Source organism: uncultured Paraglaciecola sp. (genome assembly GCF_913020055.1).
Classification (GTDB): Bacteria; Pseudomonadota; Gammaproteobacteria; order Enterobacterales; family Alteromonadaceae; genus Paraglaciecola.
Window position 1 is genome coordinate 1 of record NZ_CAJWCF010000055.1, and the last position, 24,386, is coordinate 24,386.

Annotated in this window: 18 protein-coding genes, 1 tRNA gene and 1 pseudogene; 13 read left to right on the forward strand and 7 right to left on the reverse strand. The window is 41.1% G+C overall.

Features of this window, described 5'->3' with window-relative positions:
* The 6 genes and pseudogenes from QZ488_RS12815 to QZ488_RS12840 form a co-directional block, all read left to right on the forward strand.
* Window positions 1-1,130 (forward strand): annotated as a pseudogene (locus QZ488_RS12815) (MFS transporter); the annotation flags it as partial.
* A gap of 60 nt (window positions 1,131-1,190) precedes the next feature.
* On the forward strand, window positions 1,191-2,126 hold the full coding sequence (locus tag QZ488_RS12820; RefSeq protein ID WP_293749313.1) for a sugar kinase: 936 nt from the start codon (window positions 1,191-1,193) through the stop codon (window positions 2,124-2,126).
* 161 nt (window positions 2,127-2,287) lie between these two features.
* The gene (locus QZ488_RS12825; RefSeq protein WP_293749281.1) at window positions 2,288-3,460 is read left to right on the forward strand and encodes an NAD(P) transhydrogenase subunit alpha; all 1,173 of its coding nucleotides are present in this window, start codon (window positions 2,288-2,290) and stop codon (window positions 3,458-3,460) included.
* A complete protein-coding gene (locus tag QZ488_RS12830; protein WP_293749283.1) occupies window positions 3,460-3,741 on the forward strand; it encodes an NAD(P) transhydrogenase subunit alpha in 282 nt (93 codons plus the stop codon). Before QZ488_RS12825 ends, QZ488_RS12830 begins: the two co-directional genes overlap by 1 nt.
* A gap of 9 nt (window positions 3,742-3,750) precedes the next feature.
* Entirely contained in the window at window positions 3,751-5,154 is a 1,404-nt protein-coding gene (locus tag QZ488_RS12835; RefSeq protein WP_293749315.1) for an NAD(P)(+) transhydrogenase (Re/Si-specific) subunit beta, read from the forward strand.
* A gap of 150 nt (window positions 5,155-5,304) precedes the next feature.
* A tRNA-Leu gene (locus QZ488_RS12840) sits at window positions 5,305-5,389 on the forward strand.
* 410 nt (window positions 5,390-5,799) lie between these two features.
* On the opposite strand, the gene QZ488_RS12845 is transcribed toward QZ488_RS12840, so the two are convergent.
* The 4 genes from QZ488_RS12845 to QZ488_RS12860 form a co-directional block, all read right to left on the reverse strand.
* Window positions 5,800-7,308 carry a metallophosphoesterase gene (locus tag QZ488_RS12845; RefSeq protein WP_293749285.1) on the reverse strand — a complete coding sequence of 503 codons (1,509 nt, stop codon included), beginning with the start codon at window positions 7,306-7,308 and terminating at the stop codon, window positions 5,800-5,802.
* A gap of 296 nt (window positions 7,309-7,604) precedes the next feature.
* Complete coding sequence (locus QZ488_RS12850) at window positions 7,605-9,530, reverse strand: Cache 3/Cache 2 fusion domain-containing protein (protein WP_293749287.1); 1,926 nt, start codon at window positions 9,528-9,530, stop codon at window positions 7,605-7,607.
* 194 nt (window positions 9,531-9,724) lie between these two features.
* Window positions 9,725-10,555, reverse strand: coding sequence for an SDR family NAD(P)-dependent oxidoreductase (locus QZ488_RS12855; RefSeq protein WP_293749289.1), 831 nt, complete (start codon window positions 10,553-10,555; stop codon window positions 9,725-9,727).
* A 201-nt stretch (window positions 10,556-10,756) separates the two neighbouring features.
* A complete protein-coding gene (locus QZ488_RS12860; RefSeq protein ID WP_293749291.1) occupies window positions 10,757-11,722 on the reverse strand; it encodes a LysR family transcriptional regulator in 966 nt (321 codons plus the stop codon).
* Window positions 11,723-11,852: 130 nt separating this feature from the next.
* Between QZ488_RS12860 and QZ488_RS12865 the strand changes: the two genes are divergently transcribed.
* Window positions 11,853-12,512: a phospholipid-binding protein MlaC gene (locus QZ488_RS12865; RefSeq protein WP_293749293.1), complete on the forward strand. Its 660-nt coding sequence runs from the start codon at window positions 11,853-11,855 to the stop codon at window positions 12,510-12,512.
* Window positions 12,513-12,524: 12 nt separating this feature from the next.
* Here QZ488_RS12865 and QZ488_RS12870 read toward each other — a convergent pair whose 3' ends face one another.
* Entirely contained in the window at window positions 12,525-14,981 is a 2,457-nt protein-coding gene (locus QZ488_RS12870) for an EAL domain-containing protein (protein WP_293749295.1), read from the reverse strand.
* Window positions 14,982-15,554: 573 nt separating this feature from the next.
* Between QZ488_RS12870 and QZ488_RS12875 the strand changes: the two genes are divergently transcribed.
* Entirely contained in the window at window positions 15,555-15,962 is a 408-nt protein-coding gene (locus QZ488_RS12875) for an Hpt domain-containing protein (RefSeq protein WP_293749296.1), read from the forward strand.
* 231 nt (window positions 15,963-16,193) lie between these two features.
* Window positions 16,194-16,874: a hypothetical protein gene (locus tag QZ488_RS12880; protein WP_293749297.1), complete on the forward strand. Its 681-nt coding sequence runs from the start codon at window positions 16,194-16,196 to the stop codon at window positions 16,872-16,874.
* Here the strand turns inward: QZ488_RS12880 and QZ488_RS12885 are convergent.
* Together QZ488_RS12885 and QZ488_RS12890 are read right to left on the reverse strand one after the other, a co-directional pair.
* Window positions 16,871-18,322: a wax ester/triacylglycerol synthase family O-acyltransferase gene (locus QZ488_RS12885; protein ID WP_293749298.1), complete on the reverse strand. Its 1,452-nt coding sequence runs from the start codon at window positions 18,320-18,322 to the stop codon at window positions 16,871-16,873. The genes QZ488_RS12880 and QZ488_RS12885 overlap by 4 nt on opposite strands.
* Window positions 18,323-18,394: 72 nt before the next feature.
* Window positions 18,395-19,768: a xanthine permease gene (locus tag QZ488_RS12890; protein ID WP_293749299.1), complete on the reverse strand. Its 1,374-nt coding sequence runs from the start codon at window positions 19,766-19,768 to the stop codon at window positions 18,395-18,397.
* Between the two features lie 528 nt (window positions 19,769-20,296).
* Here QZ488_RS12890 and QZ488_RS21520 point away from each other — a divergent pair.
* From QZ488_RS21520 to QZ488_RS12905, 4 genes are all read left to right on the forward strand, one after another.
* On the forward strand, window positions 20,297-20,644 hold the full coding sequence (locus tag QZ488_RS21520; protein WP_366509023.1) for a response regulator: 348 nt from the start codon (window positions 20,297-20,299) through the stop codon (window positions 20,642-20,644).
* 21 nt (window positions 20,645-20,665) lie between these two features.
* Complete coding sequence (locus tag QZ488_RS12895; RefSeq protein WP_366509025.1) at window positions 20,666-21,682, forward strand: sigma-54 dependent transcriptional regulator; 1,017 nt, start codon at window positions 20,666-20,668, stop codon at window positions 21,680-21,682.
* Window positions 21,663-22,949, forward strand: coding sequence for a HAMP domain-containing sensor histidine kinase (locus QZ488_RS12900; RefSeq protein WP_293749301.1), 1,287 nt, complete (start codon window positions 21,663-21,665; stop codon window positions 22,947-22,949). Before QZ488_RS12895 ends, QZ488_RS12900 begins: the two co-directional genes overlap by 20 nt.
* A 128-nt stretch (window positions 22,950-23,077) precedes the next feature.
* The gene (locus QZ488_RS12905; RefSeq protein WP_293749303.1) at window positions 23,078-24,358 is read left to right on the forward strand and encodes an HlyD family efflux transporter periplasmic adaptor subunit; all 1,281 of its coding nucleotides are present in this window, start codon (window positions 23,078-23,080) and stop codon (window positions 24,356-24,358) included.
* Window positions 24,359-24,386: the final 28 nt, after the last annotated feature.

Genomic DNA, 24,386 nt, shown 5'->3' on the forward strand with positions numbered 1-24,386 from the left:
GTATTTTTATTCTCTTATGCGATAGGTCAGGCAGTATTCGGCAAAATTTTTGATTGGATTGGCACCCGTTTAGGTTTTGTTTTATCCATTGGTGTATGGTCTTTAGCAACAGCATTACATGCATTTGCTCAAGGCATTTTAACCTTTAGTATTTTCCGTGCGCTTCTAGGTATATCAGAAGCAGGTAACTGGCCTGGTGCAGCAAAAGCTAACGCTGAATGGTTTCCAAGTAAAGAGCGTGCTTTAGCAAAAGGCATCTTTAATTCGGGCGCAGCAATTGGTGGTATTATTTCAGTTCCACTCATTGCATATTTAGCATTATTCTTTAGTTGGAAGATTATTTTTGTCTTAATAGGTCTAGTGGGTCTTTTATGGCTAATTCCATGGTTAGTGTTAGTTAAAGCTCAACCAATTAAGCATCCTTGGATAACAGATGAAGAGCGCGAATACATTTTATCAGGCCAAAAAGCGGTTACTACTGAAACAGGCGAAGTAGAACTAGCTGAGTATGTACCAACCTACGGTGAGATGTTACGCCGTAAAGAAAGCTGGGGCGTAATTATTGCTACAGCTGCAATTGACCCAATTTGGTGGCTATTTATTGTTTGGATACCGACCTACCTAGTAGAAGTTTACAGTATGGACGTTAAAGGCTTAGCAATCATTGGTTGGGTTCCGTATGTAGGTGCTATGTTCGGCGCTTGGTTTGGTGGTCTATTATCTCAAAACCGTATTAAAGCTGGCTGGAGCGTTAACAAAACGCGTAAAGCCGTTATCGTACTTGGCTGTTTAATAATGCTACCTTCATTGTTACTGCTATCTAACCCTGGTAGTGCTAACACCGCGGTTCTTATTATGGCTGCGATACTATTTGGTTTCCAAACGTCAATTGGTAGTATTCAAACATTACCGAGTGATATGTTAGGTAAAGGCAGCGTTGGTTCGTTATCTGGTTTCGCTGGTATGGCAGCTAAATTTCAGCTGCAGGGTTAACTGCAATGGTTCCATTTTTGACTGCGGGCGCAAATTACCAAAATGTATTCATTCTTGGGGCCGTGTTGGCTTCTATTGTAATGGTGAGCATTTTATTCCTTTGCCCTAAAATAGAGCCACTAAAAAGTAACAAGTAACAAGACAATTTCAATATAGGTTCGCAAGTCATTGCTTGCGAATAAGATCCAAGGTTTATGATGCAAAAAATAGTATTAATGGGTGAATGTATGCTTGAACTTCGCCAAGCAAAAGACGGCGTAATGAACCATTCTTTTGCTGGCGATACTTTCAATACTGCTGTCTACATGAAGCGAACTTTTGCTCAACAAGATATCGCTTTTATGACTGCAGTTGGGCAAGACTCCATTAGTCAACAAATGGTCTCGGCATGTAGCTCAGAAAATCTTAACAATCAGCATGTATTTGCTCATGGTGATAGAAACCCCGGTATTTATTTGGTGCAAACTGATGAGCACGGGGAACGTTCGTTTTTATATTGGCGTGACACATCAGCCGCCAAACAAGTGATGCAGTATGTCGATCAACAGGCTATTGCTGAACTGTGTAAGGCTGATTTATTTTTCTTCTCTGGTATCTCAATTGCGATACTAGAACCGCAGGACAGAGATGCTTTTTGGGCTATGTTGGCGCAATTAAAACAAGCGGGGGTAAAAATTGGTTTTGATCCCAATTATCGCCCTCGTCTGTGGAATAGTACTGACGAAGCCAAAGCAGAATTTGCTACGGCTTACGCTGCTAGCGATATAATGTTGCCGGGTGTTGATGATTTTAAACAGCTTTACGCTATCGAATCTCTAGACGATATCCTAACCTTTTGTCAGCCCTTTGATATTGAAGAACTGGTGCTTAAAAATGGCCCTGAGAGTGTTTATTGTCAGTTGCATGGTCAGCTTACACATGTTGCTATTACGCCAGTCACTAATGTGGTGGACACGACTTCTGCAGGCGATTCGTTTAATGGTGTTTATCTGGGCGCCAGATTGGCTGGTAAGGATGTTACCACCTCAATAAACCTTGCTGCATCAGCTGCGGGCATTGTGATCCAACACCCAGGTGCTATTGCTCCAGCTGACGCGTTCGATAGTCTGCATTCAATATTAACTAAAAAGTAGAGTGTAATATCTTAATGAAGTGCCTTGTTGCAAAAACAACAAGGCACATTTCATCACACATGCGGTACCAGAAATTTCATACTCAACATTCATACTATGAATTTTCATTCCATTCTTAAATAAGTCATATTTATTCACCTACGAAATATTTAGAGGTTTCTATGACTATTCTTGGATTCCCTGCTGAGCTTAAATCACAGGAAAAACGTTGTGCTGTTTTGCCAGTAAACGTGAAGGCATACAAATTATTAGGCGCTTCTGTACAAGTGCAAGCTGGTATCGGTAAGCATATCCATGTGAGTGATGAAGAATATGTCGCGGCTGGGGCAGATGTTATTGCAAGTCGTGATGAACTCTTGGCAAACGCTGACATTGTACCGAGTTTACACAAGCTAAATACAGATGACTTAAACCACCTAACACCCAACACAATGATTGTTAGTTACTTAGATCCCTTTAATGAAAAGGGATTTGTAGGCAGTCTGTGTGACCAGAATATCACCAGCATTAGCATGGAAATGATCCCACGTATTAGCCGCTGTCAAAAGATGGATGCCCTTAGTTCGCAAGCGAGTTTGGCGGGTTACGTAATGGTGATGCAGGCAGTCAATCAGCTCGACAGTGTTTTACCTATGATGATGACACCAGCTGGCACGCTGAAACCCGCCAAGGTATTTGTTATCGGTGCTGGTGTGGCCGGTCTGCAAGCTATTGCTACTGCAAAGCGTTTAGGTGCCAGTGTGACTGCGTTTGATACCCGCACAGTGGTAGCCGAACAGGTGCAATCGCTAGGTGCCAAATTCTTACATATCGATTTAGGTGAAACCGGAGAGACTGGGCAGGGTTATGCTCAGGCTCTGACCTCAGAACAAATGCAAATTCAGCAACGAGAACAAGCCAAATGTATTGCAGAGTCTGACATTGTGATCACCACTGCCCAGTTGTTTGGACGTAAACCACCACTGCTGATTGATCAACAAACAGTTGAGTCGATGCAAGCTGGTAGTGTGATAGTGGACATGGCCGCCGAAAATGGTGGAAATGTAGAGGGCACAGTTTCTGGTGAAATTATCAAACACAAGGGAGTGACCATTATTGGCACAGGTAATTGGGCGAATGGTGTCGCCAAACATGCCACGCAGATGTATGCCAATAACCTGTTTAATTTAATCAGCGAATTTTGGCACAAAGAAGAGAATCGTTTTGACTTGGATATTGAAGACGAAGTTCAGTCTGGCTGCATCATTACTCATCAAGGATTAGTAGTGAATGCCATGCTTAAGTCTATCTATGCTGCTAATAATTCACTCACAAGCGAAAAAGGGGAAGCCTAATGGACGGCGTATATTTACTATTTATTTTATTATTGTCGATTTTTGTTGGCTTTGAACTTATCCAAAAAGTACCAGCAACCCTACATACACCTTTAATGTCAGGCGCAAATGCCATTTCTGGTATTACCGTTGTGGGGGCGTTGGCCTTGGCCGGAAGTGACAACATGGGGGAATATTCCACTTATCTTGGTGCCTTCGCGGTCTTTTTAGCGACGATAAACGTCGTGGGAGGGTATTTGGTTACTGACCGAATGCTCGCCATGTTTAAGAAAAAGCAGTAGAGAAATATGATGATAGAAACTACCACAACCGATCTTGTGATCAACTTTAGTTATGTTCTCGCTGCCGCTTTATTCATTTTTGGTTTGAAGCTACTGGGTCATCCGTCGTCAGCTCGAAAAGGTAACTTACTTTCCTCAATTGCGATGCTAATTGCGATTGTTGTCACAATGTTCGACAACAACATTGTTAGTTTTCAAATGATAGCCATTGCTATGTTAGCAGGCAGCATACTGGGTGTGCTTGCCGCTAGGATGATTGCGATGACTGCTATGCCTGAAATGGTGTCCTTACTGAACGGTATCGGCGGTCTTGCCAGTTTATTTGTTGCTTGGGCGACAGTTGAAACTAACAGTGAATTTACCGCATTTACTATGCTAGTTACATTTTTAGCTTTGTTAATTGGCGCAGTGACCTTTTCTGGCAGCCTGATTGCGTGGGCAAAACTCAGTGAACATATTACTGGTCGCTCAGTCACTTTCGCAGGGCAGGCAGTTTTTAATAGCTTGCTGGTGTTAGTGATTATTTTTACTGCATACCTTTTTGTCGCACAACCCACAATGCTAGCTGGCGTGAGCATCGACTTCAATGTGGTGTTGTATACAGCTATGGCTTTAGCTTTGTTATTTGGGATCATGCTGGTATTACCCATTGGCGGCGCAGACATGCCAGTGGTTATTTCACTGCTAAATTCATACTCAGGACTTGCCGCTTGTGCCGCCGGTTTTGCTCTACACAACAACATCTTGATAGTAGCCGGCTCACTCGTTGGTGCAAGCGGTATTATCCTGACTAATATCATGTGTAAAGCCATGAATCGTTCGTTAAGTAATGTGTTGTTCAGTGGATTTATGCCAGTGACCAATAACGACATGGTGATAGAAGGGGAAGTGAAACCACTATCAGCTGAAGACGCATACTATGTGCTCGAAGCAGCGCAATCTGTGGTGGTCATCCCGGGTTACGGCATGGCAGTGGCCCAAGCGCAACATGCCATGAAAGAGCTACAACAACTGTTAGAAGAAAACGGCGCTGAAGTAGCCTATGCAATTCACCCAGTAGCGGGAAGAATGCCTGGGCACATGAACGTGTTGTTAGCCGAAGCCGACGTGTCGTATGAGCAACTTTTTGAAATGGACGAAATCAATAAACGTATTCAAAACTTTGACGTGGCTATGGTCATTGGTGCCAACGATGTTGTGAACCCAGCAGCTCGGGAAATGAAGGGCAGTCCGATATATGGTATGCCAGTGATTAATGCAGATCTGGCGAAAAACGTGTTTGTGCTTAAACGTGGTATGGCCTCTGGTTTTGCTGGCATCGACAACCCATTGTTTTTCAAACCTAACTGCCGAATGATATTTGGCGACGCTAAAGAAACCTTAGGCCATATGATCCGGCAGTTTTCGGACTAAATGTCATATTAAAGCTCGCTATTGCCATTGCTGATTAAAAAGTCAGCAATGAGTCATGATAATGTCACAAAAAACTTGCAAGGCAGGCGCTGCTCGCTATAATGCTCGCCTCTTGACGATTGGTTGATTCAACCTTCAAGGATTTGCGAAGCCAGTGTGGTGGAATTGGTAGACACGCTAGATTCAAAATCTGGTTTCTTCGGGAGTGGCGGTTCGAGTCCGCCCACTGGTACCACTTCGCAAATAACAATAAACCGACTTATGTCGGTTTTTTTGTTTCTGGGGTTTGATAGGAAATCTTTTGAGTAGTCATTTACACATCCCTGATGATCCGCACCCAATCTCGACGTCCTTGTCGAGATGTTCAGTCAGGCGGAGCGGTGCTCCTAAAGAGGCTGACTGAACCCACTGGTACCACTTTGCAAATAACAATAAACCGACTTATGTCGGTTTTTTTGTGTCTGGAGTTTAACTCGTATCTGTTCCTGATGAATTGATTTGGCTCTGCCGATAAGTTCTAGAGCATACCTTGTCGGATACCTGCATCCATGCAGGCTTTGACTCGAATCCCTTGACGATTTGGAACTAGATTATAAATTTACTATTCCTCAAACAAAAAAGGATTGTGCTGACAGGCATTGAATCTCAATTTGACCAAACCGGTGTGGTACAGCCGATATGATAGATGTCTTCTTTTATACCATCTTCACTTAGCGTTAGCATCGCAAAACCATTGGCCGCTCTTGGGCTGGAGTAGAACAGGTCTTGCTGGTTGGAAGCCGAATCTAGTGGTGCGTCAGAATACCATGCAACTGTATTCTGGCAGTTGGCCATACCCGGTGGAATAGCAAAAGGCATAGCACTATGTCCAATACATCGACTTTTCACTGAGCCAGAATAAGCATTCGGACTGTAAACCGCGCCTAAGTGAATATGTCCCCAATACCAATAATCTGGCGTGATAACACGGTTAACATCATCCCACAGATATTTTGATGCGCTGTCTCCATCGTTACTCAGGCCGGTATGGTGCGACATTAAAATCACTTTTTTGCCGCGGGTACTTAATTTGGACAAAAATTGATATTGTGGATTTTTTGCATGATCACCCAGTCCACCTTGCATATACAAAACGGAGGGATCAAAATAGGCAGAATCAATCCCTGCAATTATCCAGTCAGCAAATTCTAGCGCAAAATAACTGCAATTTTGTTGTGAAGAAAATAACGGATCGGTTAATGCCTGCTGATAATAACCATAAGCCCCGCCGTACATTTCATGATTAGAGTTGAGGGTAAAACAGCGCCCCTTGCGAGCCAGGTTAGGGTATAACTTCAATATATCGACTAAATTATCTGCCTCTTCGTTTGCCGGTGAACGATGTGCGCCGGTGCCAGAATAATAGGTATCGCCTAAATGAATAATGTAATCGGGAGGGGGGCTAAGTTGAGCAATGCTATCCATTACCGCACAAGTAGGACCATCTTGGTTTGCTAAGCCAGTCAAAGGATATTTTCCTGAACCCCAATCACCAATAATGGCAATTCGTACCTGATTGTCGTGAGACGATTGTAATGCAAACGGCTGACGCCATTCATGAGCTTGAAAATCGGCAACACCGTAACCCTTACCTAGCCACTTGGGTAAATGATTTAATAAATCATTTTTTAGTGTCCACGCCCACCCCGGATCGAGCTGTTCATATTTATGCGTTCCGTATATATCCCCCCACTTATTGCATTTAACGTTGGAGGTATTTGGTAATGATGATGTTAAGGCAGTAAACTGCTGTTGAGTAAACGCAGGGGCTACTGCGACACTGGCCATTGCATCCCAGACCAGTTTCAGCGCCGGAATGGCATCTATTTCTTGCCTTAATTGAACTGGGGGATAATGCAAAAAATATAGCAAAAACGCCACTTCACCATCCCCTTCCCAGGGTTCATTATCATCCGTCTGTTCGGCCATCAGTGAACGCAAGTGCAAGCTTGCTCCATAATGCTGGATTTCAAGTTCTCCGAGTAATGTGCCGATATAGTCAGACAAATCCTCCACTGAAAATTCATCTTTAGCGTTAAACACAAATAATTCCCTGCCCATTCCATCTGACAACAAAGGTAGTATCCTGCCCTTGTATTGTTGTTTATTTGGCATGTTCTTGTCCTGTTTCATTGTAAAGTTGCATTTGAATTAGCTGGTTACAATCGGTGGCAGAAAAGTAAAACAAGACAAAGCAGGAAGGATAAAACGAGACTCGATTTCCTTATCTAAAAATTCTTACGCTTACCAGTGTACTAAAGATAGAAGTTATCGAAGCCATGTCAATTGAATCTGTAGGCTAACAAAGTTCTGTGAAATTCGCGGGGCCGGGCCAATTTAAAAGTCTACGAGATTATAGAATAAATAAACGACTGCACCCGTAACTGAATAGTAAATAAGTAGCTTGAGCACTACTGCTTCATATTGTAACTCACTAGTTTGTCACGCATAGTATTCGCTAATCCTGATAATTCATCAGACATTAATTTCATTTTGCTAGCGCTGGTAGAGTTTTCGACACTGATTAGACTAACCACATCAATTTTATGTTTGATGTCCATAGAGACTTCTTTTTGCTGACTCGCCATACTTGCCGTGGCACTGTTTAATATTTCTATTTCATCTACAGCAACCAATGCTTGTTGTAACACCTCTCCTGTTTTTGAGGTCGATTCAACGGTTTCTAACGCTGACGTTTTATTTGCGGCCATGGCGGTTGAAGCCTGTTTACTGCCAGCCTGCAGTTTTTCGATCATCATCTTAATTTCTTCAGTTGATTTTTGAGTTCTACTCGCCAGGGACCTGACTTCATCTGCCACAACGGCAAATCCTCTTCCTTGTTCACCCGCTCTTGCTGCTTCTATTGCTGCATTTAGGGCTAGTAAGTTTGTTTGCTCTGCAATATTGCGTATGACTTCCATAACACCGCTTATTTCTTCACTAGAACGCGCCAATTCTTCAATCACTAACACAGAACTTTCTGTTTTATCTGCTTGGCTTTTAATGTCAGAAATTGTGTTATTAAGGGTTTGCACGCTTAGGTTGGTTTCTTTGTCGGCACTGGTTGCAGCCAAATCAGCTTTGTTGGTATTTGCTTCTACGGCCAATGCTTGTTCTTCTAAGACTGAAGCTGAATTTGTCACTAACGACACTTCAGACGTCAACTTTTCTACTGAAATTTGTGTACTAGTAGCCAGTTTATTTAAAGCCAGTGCCTTGTTTATCAGAATGTCGGCGGTTTGTTGTACGTCTTGAATGGTATTTTGTAGCTTACCGAAGAGTTTGTTGAGCTCTTTGCCCATTCGACCGAATTCATCGTCCTGCTTTGCATCAAAACGCACGCTTAAATCGCTGCTACCAGTGGCAATGTCACTGATCGACTTGATATAGTCCTCAATAGGTTGGCCGACAATCTTTTTCAACAATACAAATACAGTAATTAGAATGACCAAACCGGCAAGGAGTTGTTTACTAACGGCCCAAACAACACTTGAGAATGCAATGTTAGATACTTCATTTGTATCTGCCGCCAAAACCACTCTGTAACCCCATTTTTCAAATTCTACTTGGGTAATATCCCACTCTTCAGGATTTTGAATGGCTTTGGTAATTTGCTCGTCAGACATATGGTCAGAATGAGCTCTGATATTATTTTTTGCGTCTACTAAAGCAATAAATCCATTATTTAAGATTCGACTACTTTCGATTGTTTTTAAAACGCTGGCAATATCAGCTGAATAACCGACATACCAAATGCCAATTGTTTCACCATTAGCATCTGTCATTGGCGCGTAACCCGTTAAATAAGGGTTACCTAGTATCTCAACTTGACCAAAATAAGCTTGTCCTTGATTGATGGCTTTTATGGCTTTGCCATTGGGGCTTAGTTTGGTGCCAATGGCCCTTTTATTTTCTTTTATGACGTTGGTACTTATTCTTATATAGTCTGAACCTGTTTTACTAAAAATAGTGGCAGTACCGTCCATAATAGTGGTTAGCCCGTCAACTAATTCAAAGTCATTACCTTGCGCTCTATTTCCCAAATAAATATTGTTTGCTGTAACGTCATTAACGGTCACTTCACCATTGATTCTAGGGGAGCCTAATTCCGCTCCCATTTTCATTAACAAACGCATGCTATTTTGTACTCGTTCTGCCATTAATGCGTCAGTTGTTTGTAATACATCAATTATATGGGATTGTTGTTTAGACATTTGGTCGTGAACACTATCTCGCGTACCCTCGGCTCTTTCAACACCACTTAGAGACGCTAAGATAATCGCAAAAAGTAGTATTGTTGATGCAACAGAATAGAAAAACTTTTGTTGTATTGTCATTTTTCAACACCTCAAAGTAAGTAGAACGTTAAGCAAAAACTTCGGCAATGGGTACGCCAAAAGACATCAAGCCAATTCCAACTATAGTTCATTTAAATTGAGAGCAAGGTTTTATCAATATTATATATATGGGAAAAATGAAGTCTTGTGAGTTTGCAGATAAGTTCGAGTCAGTCTACTGGTTTTAAGTAATACTAAATCGACTTTTTAATCTCTCGTTGCCTGTAATTCTCTTTCGCTTTTTTACCTTTTTTATACAGTGCAGGACGCAGTTTTCGCCTTAACCAAGGGAACAAATACGAGAGCATGGTTAAACGACCTCCGCTTTTAGGCAGTGAAATTTCAACCGATTTACCTGCCGCAACGTCAAGTATTGCTTGTGCCACTTGCTGGGCCGAACTCATAGGCTGAGAAAATACGATATCTTCTACCTCATCAATTTCAGACATTATAAAACCGGTATCAATGGGTCCAGGCGAAACAACACCGATATGAATGTTGGGGTCGCTGATTTCATCTGCAAATGAGTAGGTAAAAGCCCGTAAACCGGCTTTTGTGGCTGCGTAAGTTGCGGCGCCTTGCAGTGGTGTTCTGCCAGCTAAAGAACCGACGTTAACAATGGCTCCAGTCTTGTGTTTTTGAATATAGGGTAAGGTTAACGCAGATAAAGTGATGGGAGCACTTAGGTTAACTTCGACCATTTTTGCTAAATCAGAAGGTTTGTTTTGTTCAACATCCCCGCGTTTGTGATAACCGGCATTGTTTACCAAAATATGGATCGCGCCAAAATGCGCTTCCGCTTCTTTGAGTATTGCTGCATAACGAGAGGTATCGCAAACGTCTGCAGAAAAACCCAATACTTCAGTCACTTTATCTAGCTCATTTGAGATAGCGGTTAGTGCTTGTTGTCCTCGGGCGATTAGTACTAATTTGGCCCCTTGCTTAGCAAATGCTCTCGCTGTCTCAGCGCCAACGCCAGCTGAAGCACCAGTAATAATCACGACTTTGTTTTGAAAATTTTGCAAAACAATCTCTATTTTATATTTTTAATTGGTTAAAGATTAACGCGTAAATCATATCAAGTAAAAGGTGAGAAAAATGGCTGTAGTTTGTTTTTGCAGCGTAAACAAAAGCAGTGCTAAATATCAACACCTGCATAGGGCTCCAGTCTTAAGTGAGCTGTTGAGAGTGCCAGCAAAGGCGCGTCCTAACCCATCAGTTTGAGCCTAACTTTTATCACACATTGAAGGATTATCTTTACACAAACTATTCATAACTTGAGTTGTTTCAAGTTCTACGTTTTTGCTGATAATGTGTTTGAAATGTTCCCGTAACCAAATTAATCCTTGGTCTCTGTCTTGGCGTTTGTGCCAAATGGCTGATACTTGTTGTGGCATTAGTTCTAATGGAGGTTTGGTGGCTGAAATGTCCCCGGCAATAATCTCTTTGGCCACGGCCGAAATTGGGATGACACTTATCAGATTACTGCGTTGTATTAAGTTGGCCGCTGAGGAAAAATGATTAACGGTGACAGCAACTCGTCTGGAAAGGCCGTGTTGCAGCAATACTTGGTCTGTATAGCCGGTAATATCCCCGGAAAGAGAGACTAAAAGGTGATCCGCCGCGGCAAACTCTTCGAGAGTTAGATCTGCTTTTGCCAATGGATGATCGTGGTTCATGATGCAAACATACATAGGTGAAAACAAATATTCGGCCCTGAAGGTACTTGAAATGACACCTGAATTGCCAATCACCATATCCACTTCGGCATCTTCCAACACTTGATCTGAATTGACTATGGTATAAGGAATTGCATGAATATTGACCCCCGGTGCTTCTTTCTCTATAGCACAGCGTAATTCTGCCCAAGCCATATCCACTACAATATCTGCCACAGCAACTCGAAATGTGCGTTTAGCAGTGGCAGGGTCAAAACTCTTAGGATCAACGGCTTCGGTAAGTGCAATCAGAGGGACACGGATTTGATTCCACAAATTTTGTGCATGCAAAGTTGGCTGTATATTGCGCCCATCTTTAATAAATAATTCATCTTTCCATGCAACTCGCATTCTGCTGACTGCGTTTGAAACAGCAGGTTGTGTCATAGAAAGTCGATTAGCTGCACGGGTAATTGAACGCTCAGTCATTATGGCATCAAATACCATTAATAGGTTTAGTTCTTGTGGGCGCATAACTTTTCCATCCAATTAATCATGATTTATCAATACATCACAAAATAAAATGTGTCATATATAAATATATAATTATATGTATATTAAATTGGTGTCCATACTTGCCTCATCAAAAAAAGAGCAGGCACTAATGAATACAACATTTTCGAAAACGATAAGAAACGTCAGTCAATCACTATTACTGATATTGGCAGCAGCGATCGCAAACCCTAGTTATGCAGCCCTAAATAATCCTCAGGTAACACTAGAGAAAGTGACTAAGGCCACTTTTCAGCGAATTGAGTTGGATCAAGAAAGCATTAAATCTAATCCAGATCATCTACGTGCCATAATCGAACAAGAATTAATGCCTTATATTGACCATAAGTTTGCCGCATTCAAAGTGTTAGGTAACCAATTTAGATCCGTTCCAAAAGACAAAATTCCGGAGTTTGTGGGTGAGTTTAAGCAGTATCTGATTTCTAATTTCGCGCTGGCGTTAGCCGGTTATGGTGGACAAGAATTGTTATTTGAACCTGTTAATGACCTACAGAATCAAAAAAGTATGACGATTAAAGCCATTATTCGAGAAGCGGGTCGCCCAGATATTAATATTAGTTTTAAGTTGCGTAGAATCAAAAATACCCAAGAGTGGAAAACCTATGATCTTGTGGCTGAAGGGATCAGTTTGTTGTCGAGTAAACGCAGTGAATTTGCGTCTATTATTCGCCAAGAAGGAATACAGGCGGTTATAGATGTTATGCGCACCAAGAATAATAAACCCTTGCACATCGCATCAAATAATAACTGATTAAACAAGCGCTTACGCTTTGTGAGCGCTTAATAATTGCTCGAAATCCTGTTTCGGCATAGGTCGGTCAAACAAATAACCTTGTCCTTCTTCGCAGCCTAATTCAATAAGCATGTCCAAATGTTCTTGAGTTTCTATGCCTTCTCCAACTAACTTTAGCTTTAGCGAATGTGCAAGATAAACAATTGCCCTTACAATATCTTGGCTCTGGTTATCGTTGATCATATCCCTTACAAACGATTGGTCTATTTTTAAAACATCGACAGGGAATGATTTGAGATAGGACAAACTAGAGTAGCCCGTTCCAAAATCATCAATAGCAATGGACAAACCGAGTGCTGATAACTGGGTGAGGATTTTTTTTGTTTCCTCAAAGTCGTACATAAGAGCACTCTCTGTGACTTCCAACTCAAGGAGGTGACTGGGTAAACCAGTGTCTTGAATTATTCGAGCAACACTTTGGCAAAATTGCGGATCAGAAAATTGTTTGGCTGAAATGTTAACTGCTACTTTCAGTGGAAAGCCCATATCACACCATTTTTTTGCAGCCAAACAGCTTTGTTTAAGTACACAGTGGCCCATAGCATGGATCAAACCTGTTTCTTCTGCCAAAGCAATAAAATCTAATGGCGACACCACTTTGCCAAGCTCATCACGTAAGCGCACAAGTGCTTCAGCGCCAACCAGTTTTTGAGAGGTGAGTTCCAGTTTGGGTTGGTAGAAGACTTCGACAGTGTCTTTTTCAATAGAGCTACGCAACAGTTTTTCAATGCTTTGACGTTGACGTAGTTGTAGTTCTAAATCATCAGAGAAATAACAAAATTGGTTTCGGCCTTGCTCTTTGGCTTTGTACATAGCCGTATCGGCATGTGTCATCATTTCTTCGGCGCTGTGGGAGTCAGTCGGATTAACGCTGATCCCCAGACTTACTGTTAATGCGTATTCGTTACCGGCAATTATGAATGGTTGATTGATGGTATGTACGATATTAGATGCCAGTGAGTCAATAAAACTTGAAGATGTGACATGTGATAACAAAATGACAAACTCGTCCCCGCCAATCCTGGCTAATGTTGTATTAGGTTCTACCATTGACTCAAGTCTCAAGGCGACTTGTTTAATGATTAAATCACCTATGTGGTGACCCATTGAATCATTGATGTATTTAAAGTGGTCGATATCAACCAGCAACAAAGCGACTTTTGTGGAAGATGCGAATGAGCTTTTGCAGGCTTGAGATACTCTGTCATGTAATAAAATACGGTTGGGTAAATCGGTAAGTTGGTCGTGGTTGGCCAAATGACTCATTTTTACCGCCATTGCGACGGATTCACTGACATCATGGAATACAATAATGCCGCCTATAATAATACCATCATCATCTTTAATCGGCACTGCAGAATCTTCTATTCTTCGTGCTCGGCCATCTCGGCTAGTAAGTTCACAGTTAAGAGTCATGGCAACAACTCTCTGTTCTCTTAATGCAATTTGAATGGGGTTTGGGCTTTTGCGTTTTGTTGTGGCGTCACACAAATCCATGACATCTTCTATAGGTTGGCCTTCTGCTTCGAGTAATATCCACCCAGTCATACGTTCAGCAATAGGGTTCATAAAGGTAACGCAACCTTTTTCATCTGTTGCTATCACTTCATCACCTATAGAATTGAGGATGACGCGTAAACGTTCTTTTTCGGTAATCAAAGATTTTTTAGCTAACTTAATGTAGGTCATATCAGACAGGGTCAAAATCACACCTGTGACACCAGATTCGTCTTTGTTTACATTGATATGAACTTGTACATACTCAATACCGTTTAGGTTTTGTTTTAATATAGCGTCGAAAACATGATCGGTCTCGGGGTGATGTATATAACGAAGAAGTAATAAGTATATCTCTCTAGGCAAAATGTCTTCTGCGCCTCGACCGATACTCTGCTCTGACGAATTGCCAAACCATTTTCCAGAAAAGTCATTGTTAAACAGATTTATAAGATCCTTCGACCAATAGGATATATGCACGGGAACTATAGAAACCAGTGTGTGCAAATCCTGCTGAGCCGATTTCAATAGTGATTCTTGGTGCTTTATCAGCAGGTGATTTTTAACCCTCAGACGACAAATATTCATGTCTACCGGCTTCTGAATAAAATCTATTCCACCGACTTCCAAGGATTGGGATTCAAATTTACTTTCGTTATGTGAGGTGACAAAAATCACAGAAGAATGAGCTGTGAGAGGATTGCTTTTTAGTCTGCGGCACACCTCAAAGCCATCCATATTCGGCATTTCGATATCTAATAAAACAACGGCTGGACGATGCTCTATCGCTTTTAGTAGTGCTTGTTCACCGTTTTCGGCACAAATGACGTCTGCGATAGACTTTAGACTTTCTTCTAAAATAAGCAAAATAGCGGGATCGTCGTCAACAATGAGCACAGTTGAATTTTCTGATTGATTATTAGAAAACACCAAATACTCCTTTTTAGATCGTGAATAGAATTGTCTGTATATTTAGCTTTGAAAAACCTTCAATACTTTACAAAGCTTTTAAGCATCTACAATTCTATAATTACAAAATCCTTCTAATATAAGTACCCACTGCAAAAAAGCGATGTAGTAAATATATAGGGTAATTATATTGACTAACATAGCATTAGGCTCTTTACAGAACAATAATTTATAAAACAGTCAATTATGTTGCAGAACTCAATGCTTAGTAGCTGCTCAAGTTGGCAACTAACGTAGTAATCTAGCATTTTTGATTGGCTCACTACTCTAGTTGCTTAAGTTCTAGTCAAGGTCTATTGTTTTAACATGAAACAGTGAATATGAGCCAATCAGCATTGTCAGTGCAGATCAAACCGATATGGAATTAATTAGAGTCGGGCGTAATGCTGGCAGTATTTGCGCGCTGGGTGAGGTTTATTTGCAGGTAAAAATGATTTCTTAAGGCAAAAGTCATGAATGGGAAAAAAGAGCAAGATTACAAAACCCATTTAGGCTGAAAACCTTGTTAGCAAATTATCAAATTGGATTAAATCTGTGTATACCCCAAATTTAAAAGTCACTAATGATTTGAGTAAAGCGGTTGAGAATAAAGCAGCAAAAATCATGGTTTGGGATAAAAGTAACGCTCTTCTGCGGCTTTCTAATAATCATGAGCTGTTGGTTAAAATATGTGTTTTGTTTCTTGAAACTGTCCCAGAAAAAATCTTAAATCTTCACAAGGCGACTCACGCAAAAGATTTTGAGTTAATACGCACCATAAGCCATAACTTGAATGGATCGGCAGGAGGGATTGGGGCAGCAAGTCTACAAATGGATTTTCAATTCCTGGAAGAATCCGCACAGGAGCTAAACATCATTGGAATTGAAGAAAAGATGAAATTAATTGATGAACATTATGAGTGTTTATCTGAGTTGTTAAAATCAGAAATGTCCTTGTCTTAGTATCATGACCTGAACCTCTTATCCCAGCCCCGCGCTTGTTTTCGTAGCTAAGTTTATTGTTTGCTAATAGTTTACTATTTATTCACAAAACGCTTAGTAAAGGTCTTACACACTTTATTCTTTGTAAGTAGAAAACCACTGTTTAAACATAGATTTGGATCTTTAGCTTCATATTGTTAACTTGAGGTATGAACTGTTTCCAAGAAAAGTGCTTTTAACGTGAAAATCGTAATGTTTTTATTCATAGTTTTGAGTACGTCAATTAGTGCCAGAGAAAATGTTACCTTGGGAATACCTGTCTTTCCTCCTCACTCACTCATTGATGAATTAACCAATGAGTGTGTGGGCGGCTTTGTTACTGCCACTAAAAAAATACTAGCCGAACATGCCATCAATGTTGATGTTGTTTGTGCTCCGCCTATTCGGATATATAGGCTATTAAAAAATGCTGAAGTTGATTTTATAATCAACATTAAAAGTACTAAAGCTTTGCCAAAAGATATTATTTTTGTTGAAACTCCCTTCAACACTTTATACCTTGCACTGTACACCCACAAAAACTCTATAGAGATAAAAAATGTCGCTGCTATCCGCGGTTTTGGTTACCACGGTTTTAGAGATAAATTAATGGGCGATGGGTATGATTTTTTTGACTTACCCACCAGTACATCAGCTATTCAATTGTTTCTCAAAAAACGTAGTAGTCATTTAATTTCATATCGTTCCCCCGTTGAATACCATATCAAAGAAAACAACCTAGATATTGAGGATGGCGTGTCCGTTTTGCCTCTTTTAGATGTTCGAACCTACTATGCTATTTCTGCTAAATCTGCTCATCTTGGAAAACTACAAACGGCTCTTGAAGATTACGCATCTAAACATCAACTAACGTTTTTTGACCAGGCTAATTAATCTGTAGTTTCACCATGGGCGCTCAAACTGAGTTCTAGTAGTTCTTTGTGTGCATCTTTCATATGCTGTGCCAGTTCATGTATGTCAGGCATCAGTTTTTGACAGGAAATTAATCCAAAGTCCAGCCAACCGTTATAACTCTGTAAAGTAATATTCAGCCCCATTCCGTGATAGGGAATTGAAACTGGATAGGTACTGATTTGTTTGGCGCCCGCAAAATAGAGTGTAATGTTAGGACCCGGCACATTGGAGATCAAAACGTTGGCAAAGGGCGGCATAGAGTTTGCGACTCTGGTTCTTGTCAGTGTAGAGGCAAGACTACTCATCAACCATGGCGCACCGATTGAGGGGAAGTCGGTAGGCATGATGGCTTTAACATCGGATAACAGTGTTTTGGTATGAGTGGAAGACGCATTGATGGCCTGAAGCCGCTCCAAAGGGTCTTTAATCGTTGTCGCAAGACTCATCCGAGCAATGGACACTTGGTTGCTCAACTCGGTATTGCCTTCTGGACGAACGCTGACTGGAATAGCAGCCAATAGGGAATCTTCGGGGCGAAACCCCTCATCCTCGAAATAGCGCAGCATACCTTCGCCCGAGATTGCCATAACAACATCATTAAGGCTGACATTATTAAGTTTAGCCATTTTTTTACTGTCGGCATAAGGAATCGAAAAACGCGCAAAGCTGCGTTGATTAGTGATAGTGGTGTTCAGCGGTGTCTTAGGCGCAAGCCAATTCATCCGTTGGTCATCGCTACCTTCTGTGGTTTTTGTTGGTTTGAGAATATCAAAGGCTTTAAGCGATAACTTTGGTAAATTTTTAGCCAGTTTTATGGTTTGGCTGACGTTGTGCATTACACCTGAGGCTGTGAGTTCGGCAATGCCGTAGTTGTCGCCTCTGTCGGAGTCTCTGCGGCGTTTGAGTTTATTCGCTGCTCGCGGCACAGCTGTTACATCCATAATGGCTTCCATTAAGACTTGTCCGCCCATACCATCAAGCGCAGCGTGATGCATTTTTGAATAAAGTCCGACGTAGCGGGTACCTTTAGGTAGGTCTGAGGGCACAGGTAAACCGTCGAGTATGTGCATCTCCCACAAAGGTCGACTTCGGTCTAGTAAGCTTGAATGTAATCGCGCTACCAATTTATCAACGGTCGCTCGAGTTGCAGGAGGAGGCACGATGACATGACGTATGTGGTAATCAATATCGATAGCCTCGTCCATTACCCAAATAGGGTTGGCGATATCAAATGGCATATTGATAAGCTTGCGCTGAAAGATAGGCGCCATGTGCATGCGGTTTTGGATATGGTGGCGCACATCATCCATAAAATCTCCTGAGTATTCAGGAGGCAGCTCCATTATACTTAGACCACCAACATGCATCGGGGTTTCGGGAGATTCTAAGTGTAAAAAGGCCGCATCTAAGCCGCTGAGGTGATCCATCGCGTTTCCTTCAGGTTGTTGACAAACGTTTTTAGTGACTGGGTTAACCTACGCCCAACTATCCATTCGAGATCAGCTGTCTTTTTTGGGCATAAAGACCTGAAATCCGCATAAACCTGCAATAACAATAAGGCCCACCAACAAACCTATCCAAGGTTCAAAGACACTGAATGCCATTGCCGTAATGACCATCGCACCGCGCTCTGTAGCGTCTTGCACTAGTGATAATGCTAATGTAGCACAAGCAAACGCAGTAAGTACAAGAGTAACCGCTAACGCCAGTGGTAATAAGGGTTCCAACAAGGTGACTAGCGGCAGTGCTAAAAACAAAAAGGGTAAGCCAAACGCATAAAAACTACCAATGCTGTCGTAAATAGAATTTACCTTGTCGCGTCCTTGTGCCCAACGTTTAAGTAGAATAACTTGAATACCAGTCCACAACACTCCTTGAGTGGCAAAGAAAGGCGCAATAATAGCCATTAAAATATTTCTAATACCAGTGGCCATATGTGCTCGGCTACTATCTAATTCGAGTTTTTCATCTGTGCGACTAGTTTGTGCATGTTCTATCATTTCATTGCCAGTCACGACATCACCAAAGAACAAAATATAGGTTATTAATGCCAACGGGAAAGACGCAATAAAGGTCTCAATTGGCGGCCAACCGATAGCGAAGGGCGAAGCTTTTTCCCAAAGGGAAGCAGTCGATGCTGCTACATCCAGAAATTCCCAGCGAATATTGTATTGAAACTCTCCAGTAAAATATCCAACACTGCCCGCTATAACAAATCCTGGTAATAAACCAAATCCAAGAATTGTCGCCAGCCACTTTTTATTTATAGCCAGCGCTTGTAGAGGTTTTGAAAAGGCAAAGATCAAACAAATTGCCACTCCTAAGGTTCCAGCTATGGGAGCTGACTGAAACACATTCGCAGCATCACCGTCTTTAGTAACGCGCAAAAAAGCAGCAACTGCAGCACCCAGTATAATGCCGCCTTTAAACACATTTGGCACAATTGTAATTAACTTAGCGCCTAGCCCAGTGACCCCCAATACAATCAAAATAAATGCAAAATTTAATGATAGTGCTGTCATCGCTTGGAACTGTGAAGCGTGATCGCCTAAATAAGCAGGCGCGGTAATAAATGCAACTACAAAGGGGATCGCTGGTGTTAACCACCCTGGTGCATAGGGATCTCCAAAAAACATCCAAGAAAAAGAAATAAGCACACTATGAAACATCGCCATAGTTACCGCTTCTTCAAAATTCAGTCCTAATAAGGCCATAAAATAAGGCACTAAGGCCATGCCAGTGGCGCCAGCGACTGCTAGTCCTTGTAACATATCAGATAATGAAAAACGCAAATGAATCAGAGGGATCCGCATGGTAAATGGGCCCCATTTTATGCCAGGTTGCACTTCACCATCAGGTCTTGTTTTTAGCATTGGATTATTCTCATTATTGGTTTAAAAATTAATAACGTACAAACTTATTAGTGGTTCATTATTTATTTATGATTGATTAGAAAATCATCTAAATCACTATGACATCATTTTTAACATAAAAGTAACGAGTTCATTACATTTAGATTGTTGATAGTTTGTAATATCCTGACTATCAATTAAATTTATTTGGGTGTGATTTTCACTCAATGAACCGTTCAAAATTATTATTTTTAAGTAAACGATTACCTCTTTTTGTCATTCGTTCTAGTGACGGTTAGATATTTAAATATGATTATTGTATTGGTGCCAATATAGAAGGTGGTCGACATTCAGTAATTGATGACTTGGCCTTCGACTGTAGGGATGCAGGATGTAGAGCAATGCAAGGAGAAATTGCCCAGAATTGAAGCACCCAAGTCGACCTGAAACGTGCATGATTAGGTGGTATGGGTATAACCTTATGTTTATCGATGCACATCTTGTATGATTTGTGCAGAATGCCCTAACGTTTAGATAAAAGGTTGATAGATGCCCTTAGCAGGTACCAGTAAACGTCATGTGTTAGTAGTGGACGACAGACCCGATGTACGTATCAGTGCGCGATTTGTACTTGAAGATAATCAGTATCAAGTGACTGAAGCTGAGAGTCCGACTATGGCAAAAGAATTAATCAAACAACATCAGATTGATTTAGTGTTGATGGATATGAATTATTCTCGCGATACCACATCAGGCGAAGAAGGTTTGGAATTGTTAGCTTGGTTAAACAAAGCTGATTTGGGTATACCTGCAATCGCCATGACTGCTTGGTCTAATGTTGAGCTAGCGGTTAAAGCCATGCAATTGGGGGCAGGGGACTTTCTTGAAAAACCTTGAAAGAATCAACGTTTATTACAAGTGGTCGCTCAACAAATCAAGGTCAGTGGTCTTAAAAAACAAAATCAAAAACTTCAGCAACGATTAGATAACAGCGAGATTGAAAAAGGTGAGTTTCATTGGCGTTCGCCATGTATGCACCAGCTCATGCAACAAATTGATAGCGTGGCCAGCGCTAACGTAGCGATATTACTTACCGGTGATAACGGAACAGGTAAAAGCCAATTAGCCAGTTATATACATGCACAATCGCAGGCAAGTAGTGGGCCTTTTATTGCCGTAAATATGGGCGCAATATCCGAATCTCTATTTGAAAGCGAAATGTTTGGTCACACTAAAGGCGCTTTCACCGATGCAAAATCGAGTCGTATTGGGCGTTTTGAACTGGCCAAACATGGCACCTTGTTTTTGGATGAGATTGCTAATATCCCTTTGTCACAGCAGGCAAAATTATTACGGGTATTAGAAACCGGCGAGTATGAGGTGTTAGGCTCTAGCCAAACCCAATTTACCTCTATACGTTTGATTAGTGCGACCAACGGTAATTTTAAACAGTTGATTGAAAAAGAATTGTTTCGTGAAGATCTGTTTTATCGGATCAACACTATCGAGTTTAGAGTGCCCTCTCTAAAAGAGCGTACTTTGGATATCGTGCCTTTGGCTGAATATTTTATTACGATGTACTGTAAAAAATACGCTACACCAACAGTAGAATTGAGTACCGAAGCTACAAGTGCGCTACAAGACTATCACTGGCCTGGCAATATTCGTGAATTGAGTCATCTTATGGAGAGAGCGGTATTACTTTGTCGGGATGACATCTTGTCTGTTACAGACCTCAATATTAGGCTTAGCAATCACGCTATTTCATCGAGTATCGGTTTACCCATGATGACTTTAGAAAACGCTGAAAAACAACTTATCACCCAGGCGCTTAATCAGGTTGATCAACATGTGCCAAAAGCAGCCAAGTTATTAGGATTAACTAAGTCGTCACTTTATCGAAGATTAGAGAAATATGTCGATCTTCAAAAGTAACAGTTTAAGCGCTTATATTTTTTCTTTTTTAGGCTTTTTTGCTTGTCTATTTTTACTTTGCGTATTCTGGATTTTAATTGCCGCAGATTGGCAGGCGTGGAATATTGGTTTGAGTTTGGTTGTACTCAGCTTGTTTTTGTTGGTCGCTATTATGCGCTTTAAACATAAAGTGCTGGCATCTTTTGATCGCGCTCTTTTACATATCGAAGCGGTAAAAGTCGAAGATTATAATCAATACGCCAAGTCTGAATTCAAAGAGGGCGTAACGGCTAATTTTCACAACGAGCTGACAATTCTTAGCGAAAAAATGCAGACTCATAAATCTCAATATGATCAACATGCCTTGTTGTTGTATCAACTAATAGATCAACTCGATACGCCCATGTTGGTGTTTAATCAAAAGCAAAAACTATCTTACGCTAACGCCGCATTTTCGACTTTATTTGGCCAACCTTGGCAAATGTATCGACTTGCCTCACCCAGACTCCTTGGCTTGGTTTATACCGATAAAGGCTGGAGTTTACCTAGTAAAGAACAACAGTGGCATGTCAGTCAAAGTGAGTTTATAGATAGCGGCGAACGACATCAGTTACTTGTATTTACTAATATTGACTCTGCTATTCGCGCCAGTCAACTTAACGCTTGGCAACAAATTATTCGGGTGATGGGCTACGAAATTCGAAACTCCTTAACGCCAGTGTCTTCCTTGGCTGAAAGTCTTGGCAGTAAATCGGATTCGCCTAGAGATAAACAAGCGCTAGCCGTTATTTCTGAGCGTTGCCATCATCTACAAGATTTTGTGAATCGTTACTCTTCTTTGTCTCAGACTTTAAATTTGGATATACAAGCAATCAATGTCGCAACCTTTGTTGAGCGTCTTGAAGGTTTGTTTTCGCAAAACAAACTCATTTTTGTGAGTAAGCCACAGAATTTTTGGGCAGATCCTACCTTTATAGAACAAGTGTTTATTAATCTATTAAAAAACGCCTTTGAAGCACAAGCCTCTCAAGTCAAAATAGAAATAACTGAAAAAGCGCAACAATCGTTGATTAAAATCATCGATGACGGTCATGGCTTTGCCAACACAGATAATTTGTTTGTACCGCTATTTACCACTAAACAGCAAGGGCAGGGCATAGGTTTAACTTTCTGTCGAAATATCATTGAACAGCATGGTGGTTCAATAGAGATTAAAAATAATTCAAAGTCAGTAAAAGGGGTGACTGTATTCATCATGTTACCTTTAACGTCGCCACTCTCCTCTTAACTCAATTTGTTACCTGAATATTTCGATATCGGACCAATCTGTATTTTTCACTCATCTTATTTAACTTAACTGCTTGTAAACAATGTGTTTATTAGTTTGGCACGACTCTTGTAATAGCTAGGTTATTAATGCCGAATATAATCGAGCTGGAGAATAAAATGGATGTAGCGAAAACCAAAAAGGCCACTTCTTTCAAGCCCACTAAAGGTAACTTGCTGTTAGGTTTGATTGGACTGATTGTTGTGCTGATATTTTTCGCAATTAGCAATAATGGTGCGGTGTATGTTGATAGGGAAAACTTGTTAATTGAGTCCGTTCAACAAGGAGACTTAGAGGTCATTATCGAAGGTTATGGCACGCTCACTTCAGATAAACAGCAACTGATCACTTCGTTTTCGCCTGCTACTGTGAAAGAAATTGTGCTCAAGCCAGGTGCCCAAGTCAGTGCTAACAGTGTGATTGTTCGTTTGGAAAATCCAGAATTAGTGTTACAAGTCGAAAATGCTGAGCAAGAGTTAATTCAGGTGCGGGCTAATTTACGCCAATTAAAACTAAATAATCAACGAGAAATCCTTAACGAATCTGCAAATTTAGCTGAAATAACCGCACGTTTTGATACGGCCGCACTAAAACGTGTCGCAGAAGAAAAATTGGTTAAACAAGGCATAGTGTCACAACTGACATTTCAGCAGTCAGCCTTGGATGAAAGACAACTTAAACAACGTATCGCTATTTTAAAGCAGCGGATCGATCAGCTTAAATTGGTGCATGATGAGTCGGTTAATATCCAACTTGAACGCGTGAAGCAGCAACAAGGCCGCCTGAATATCGCCGAATCAAGATTGGATAAATTGACGGTTAGAGCTGGTTTTGACGGGGTATTACAACGTTTATCTGTAGAGCTTGGCCAAAGCCTAGCTGCAGGGCAAGAAGTTGCGTTAATCGGCAGCGTAACAGACCTAATTGCACTTATCCGAGTACCACAAAGCCAAGCCCAGTTAATCGCCATTGGTAAAGTAGCCATTATCGATACTCGTCGTGACAAAATTGAAGGTGTGGTCAGTCGAATCGATCCGATAGTTGATAACAATACAGTAGAAGTCGAAATCGCATTGCCCGCCTCGTTACCCGCAAGTGCCAGACCACAACTAAGTGTGGATGGCGTTATTGTTGCCGACACATTAAAAAATGTGAGCTATATCAAACGCCCAGCGGGGGCTAAGTCGAATACTAATGTTTCACTTTATCGACTAATAAGTCAGGAAAAAGCGACCTCTCAAGACATACGTTTTGGCGTGCAAGCCGGACAATTTATTCAAATATTGTCAGGCGCAGCGGTCGGCGAACAATTCATTATTTCAGACTTGTCGAATCTTCAAGCGACCAGTCAAACCATCAGTATTAACTAGAAACTAATTTATAACTTAACGATATTCA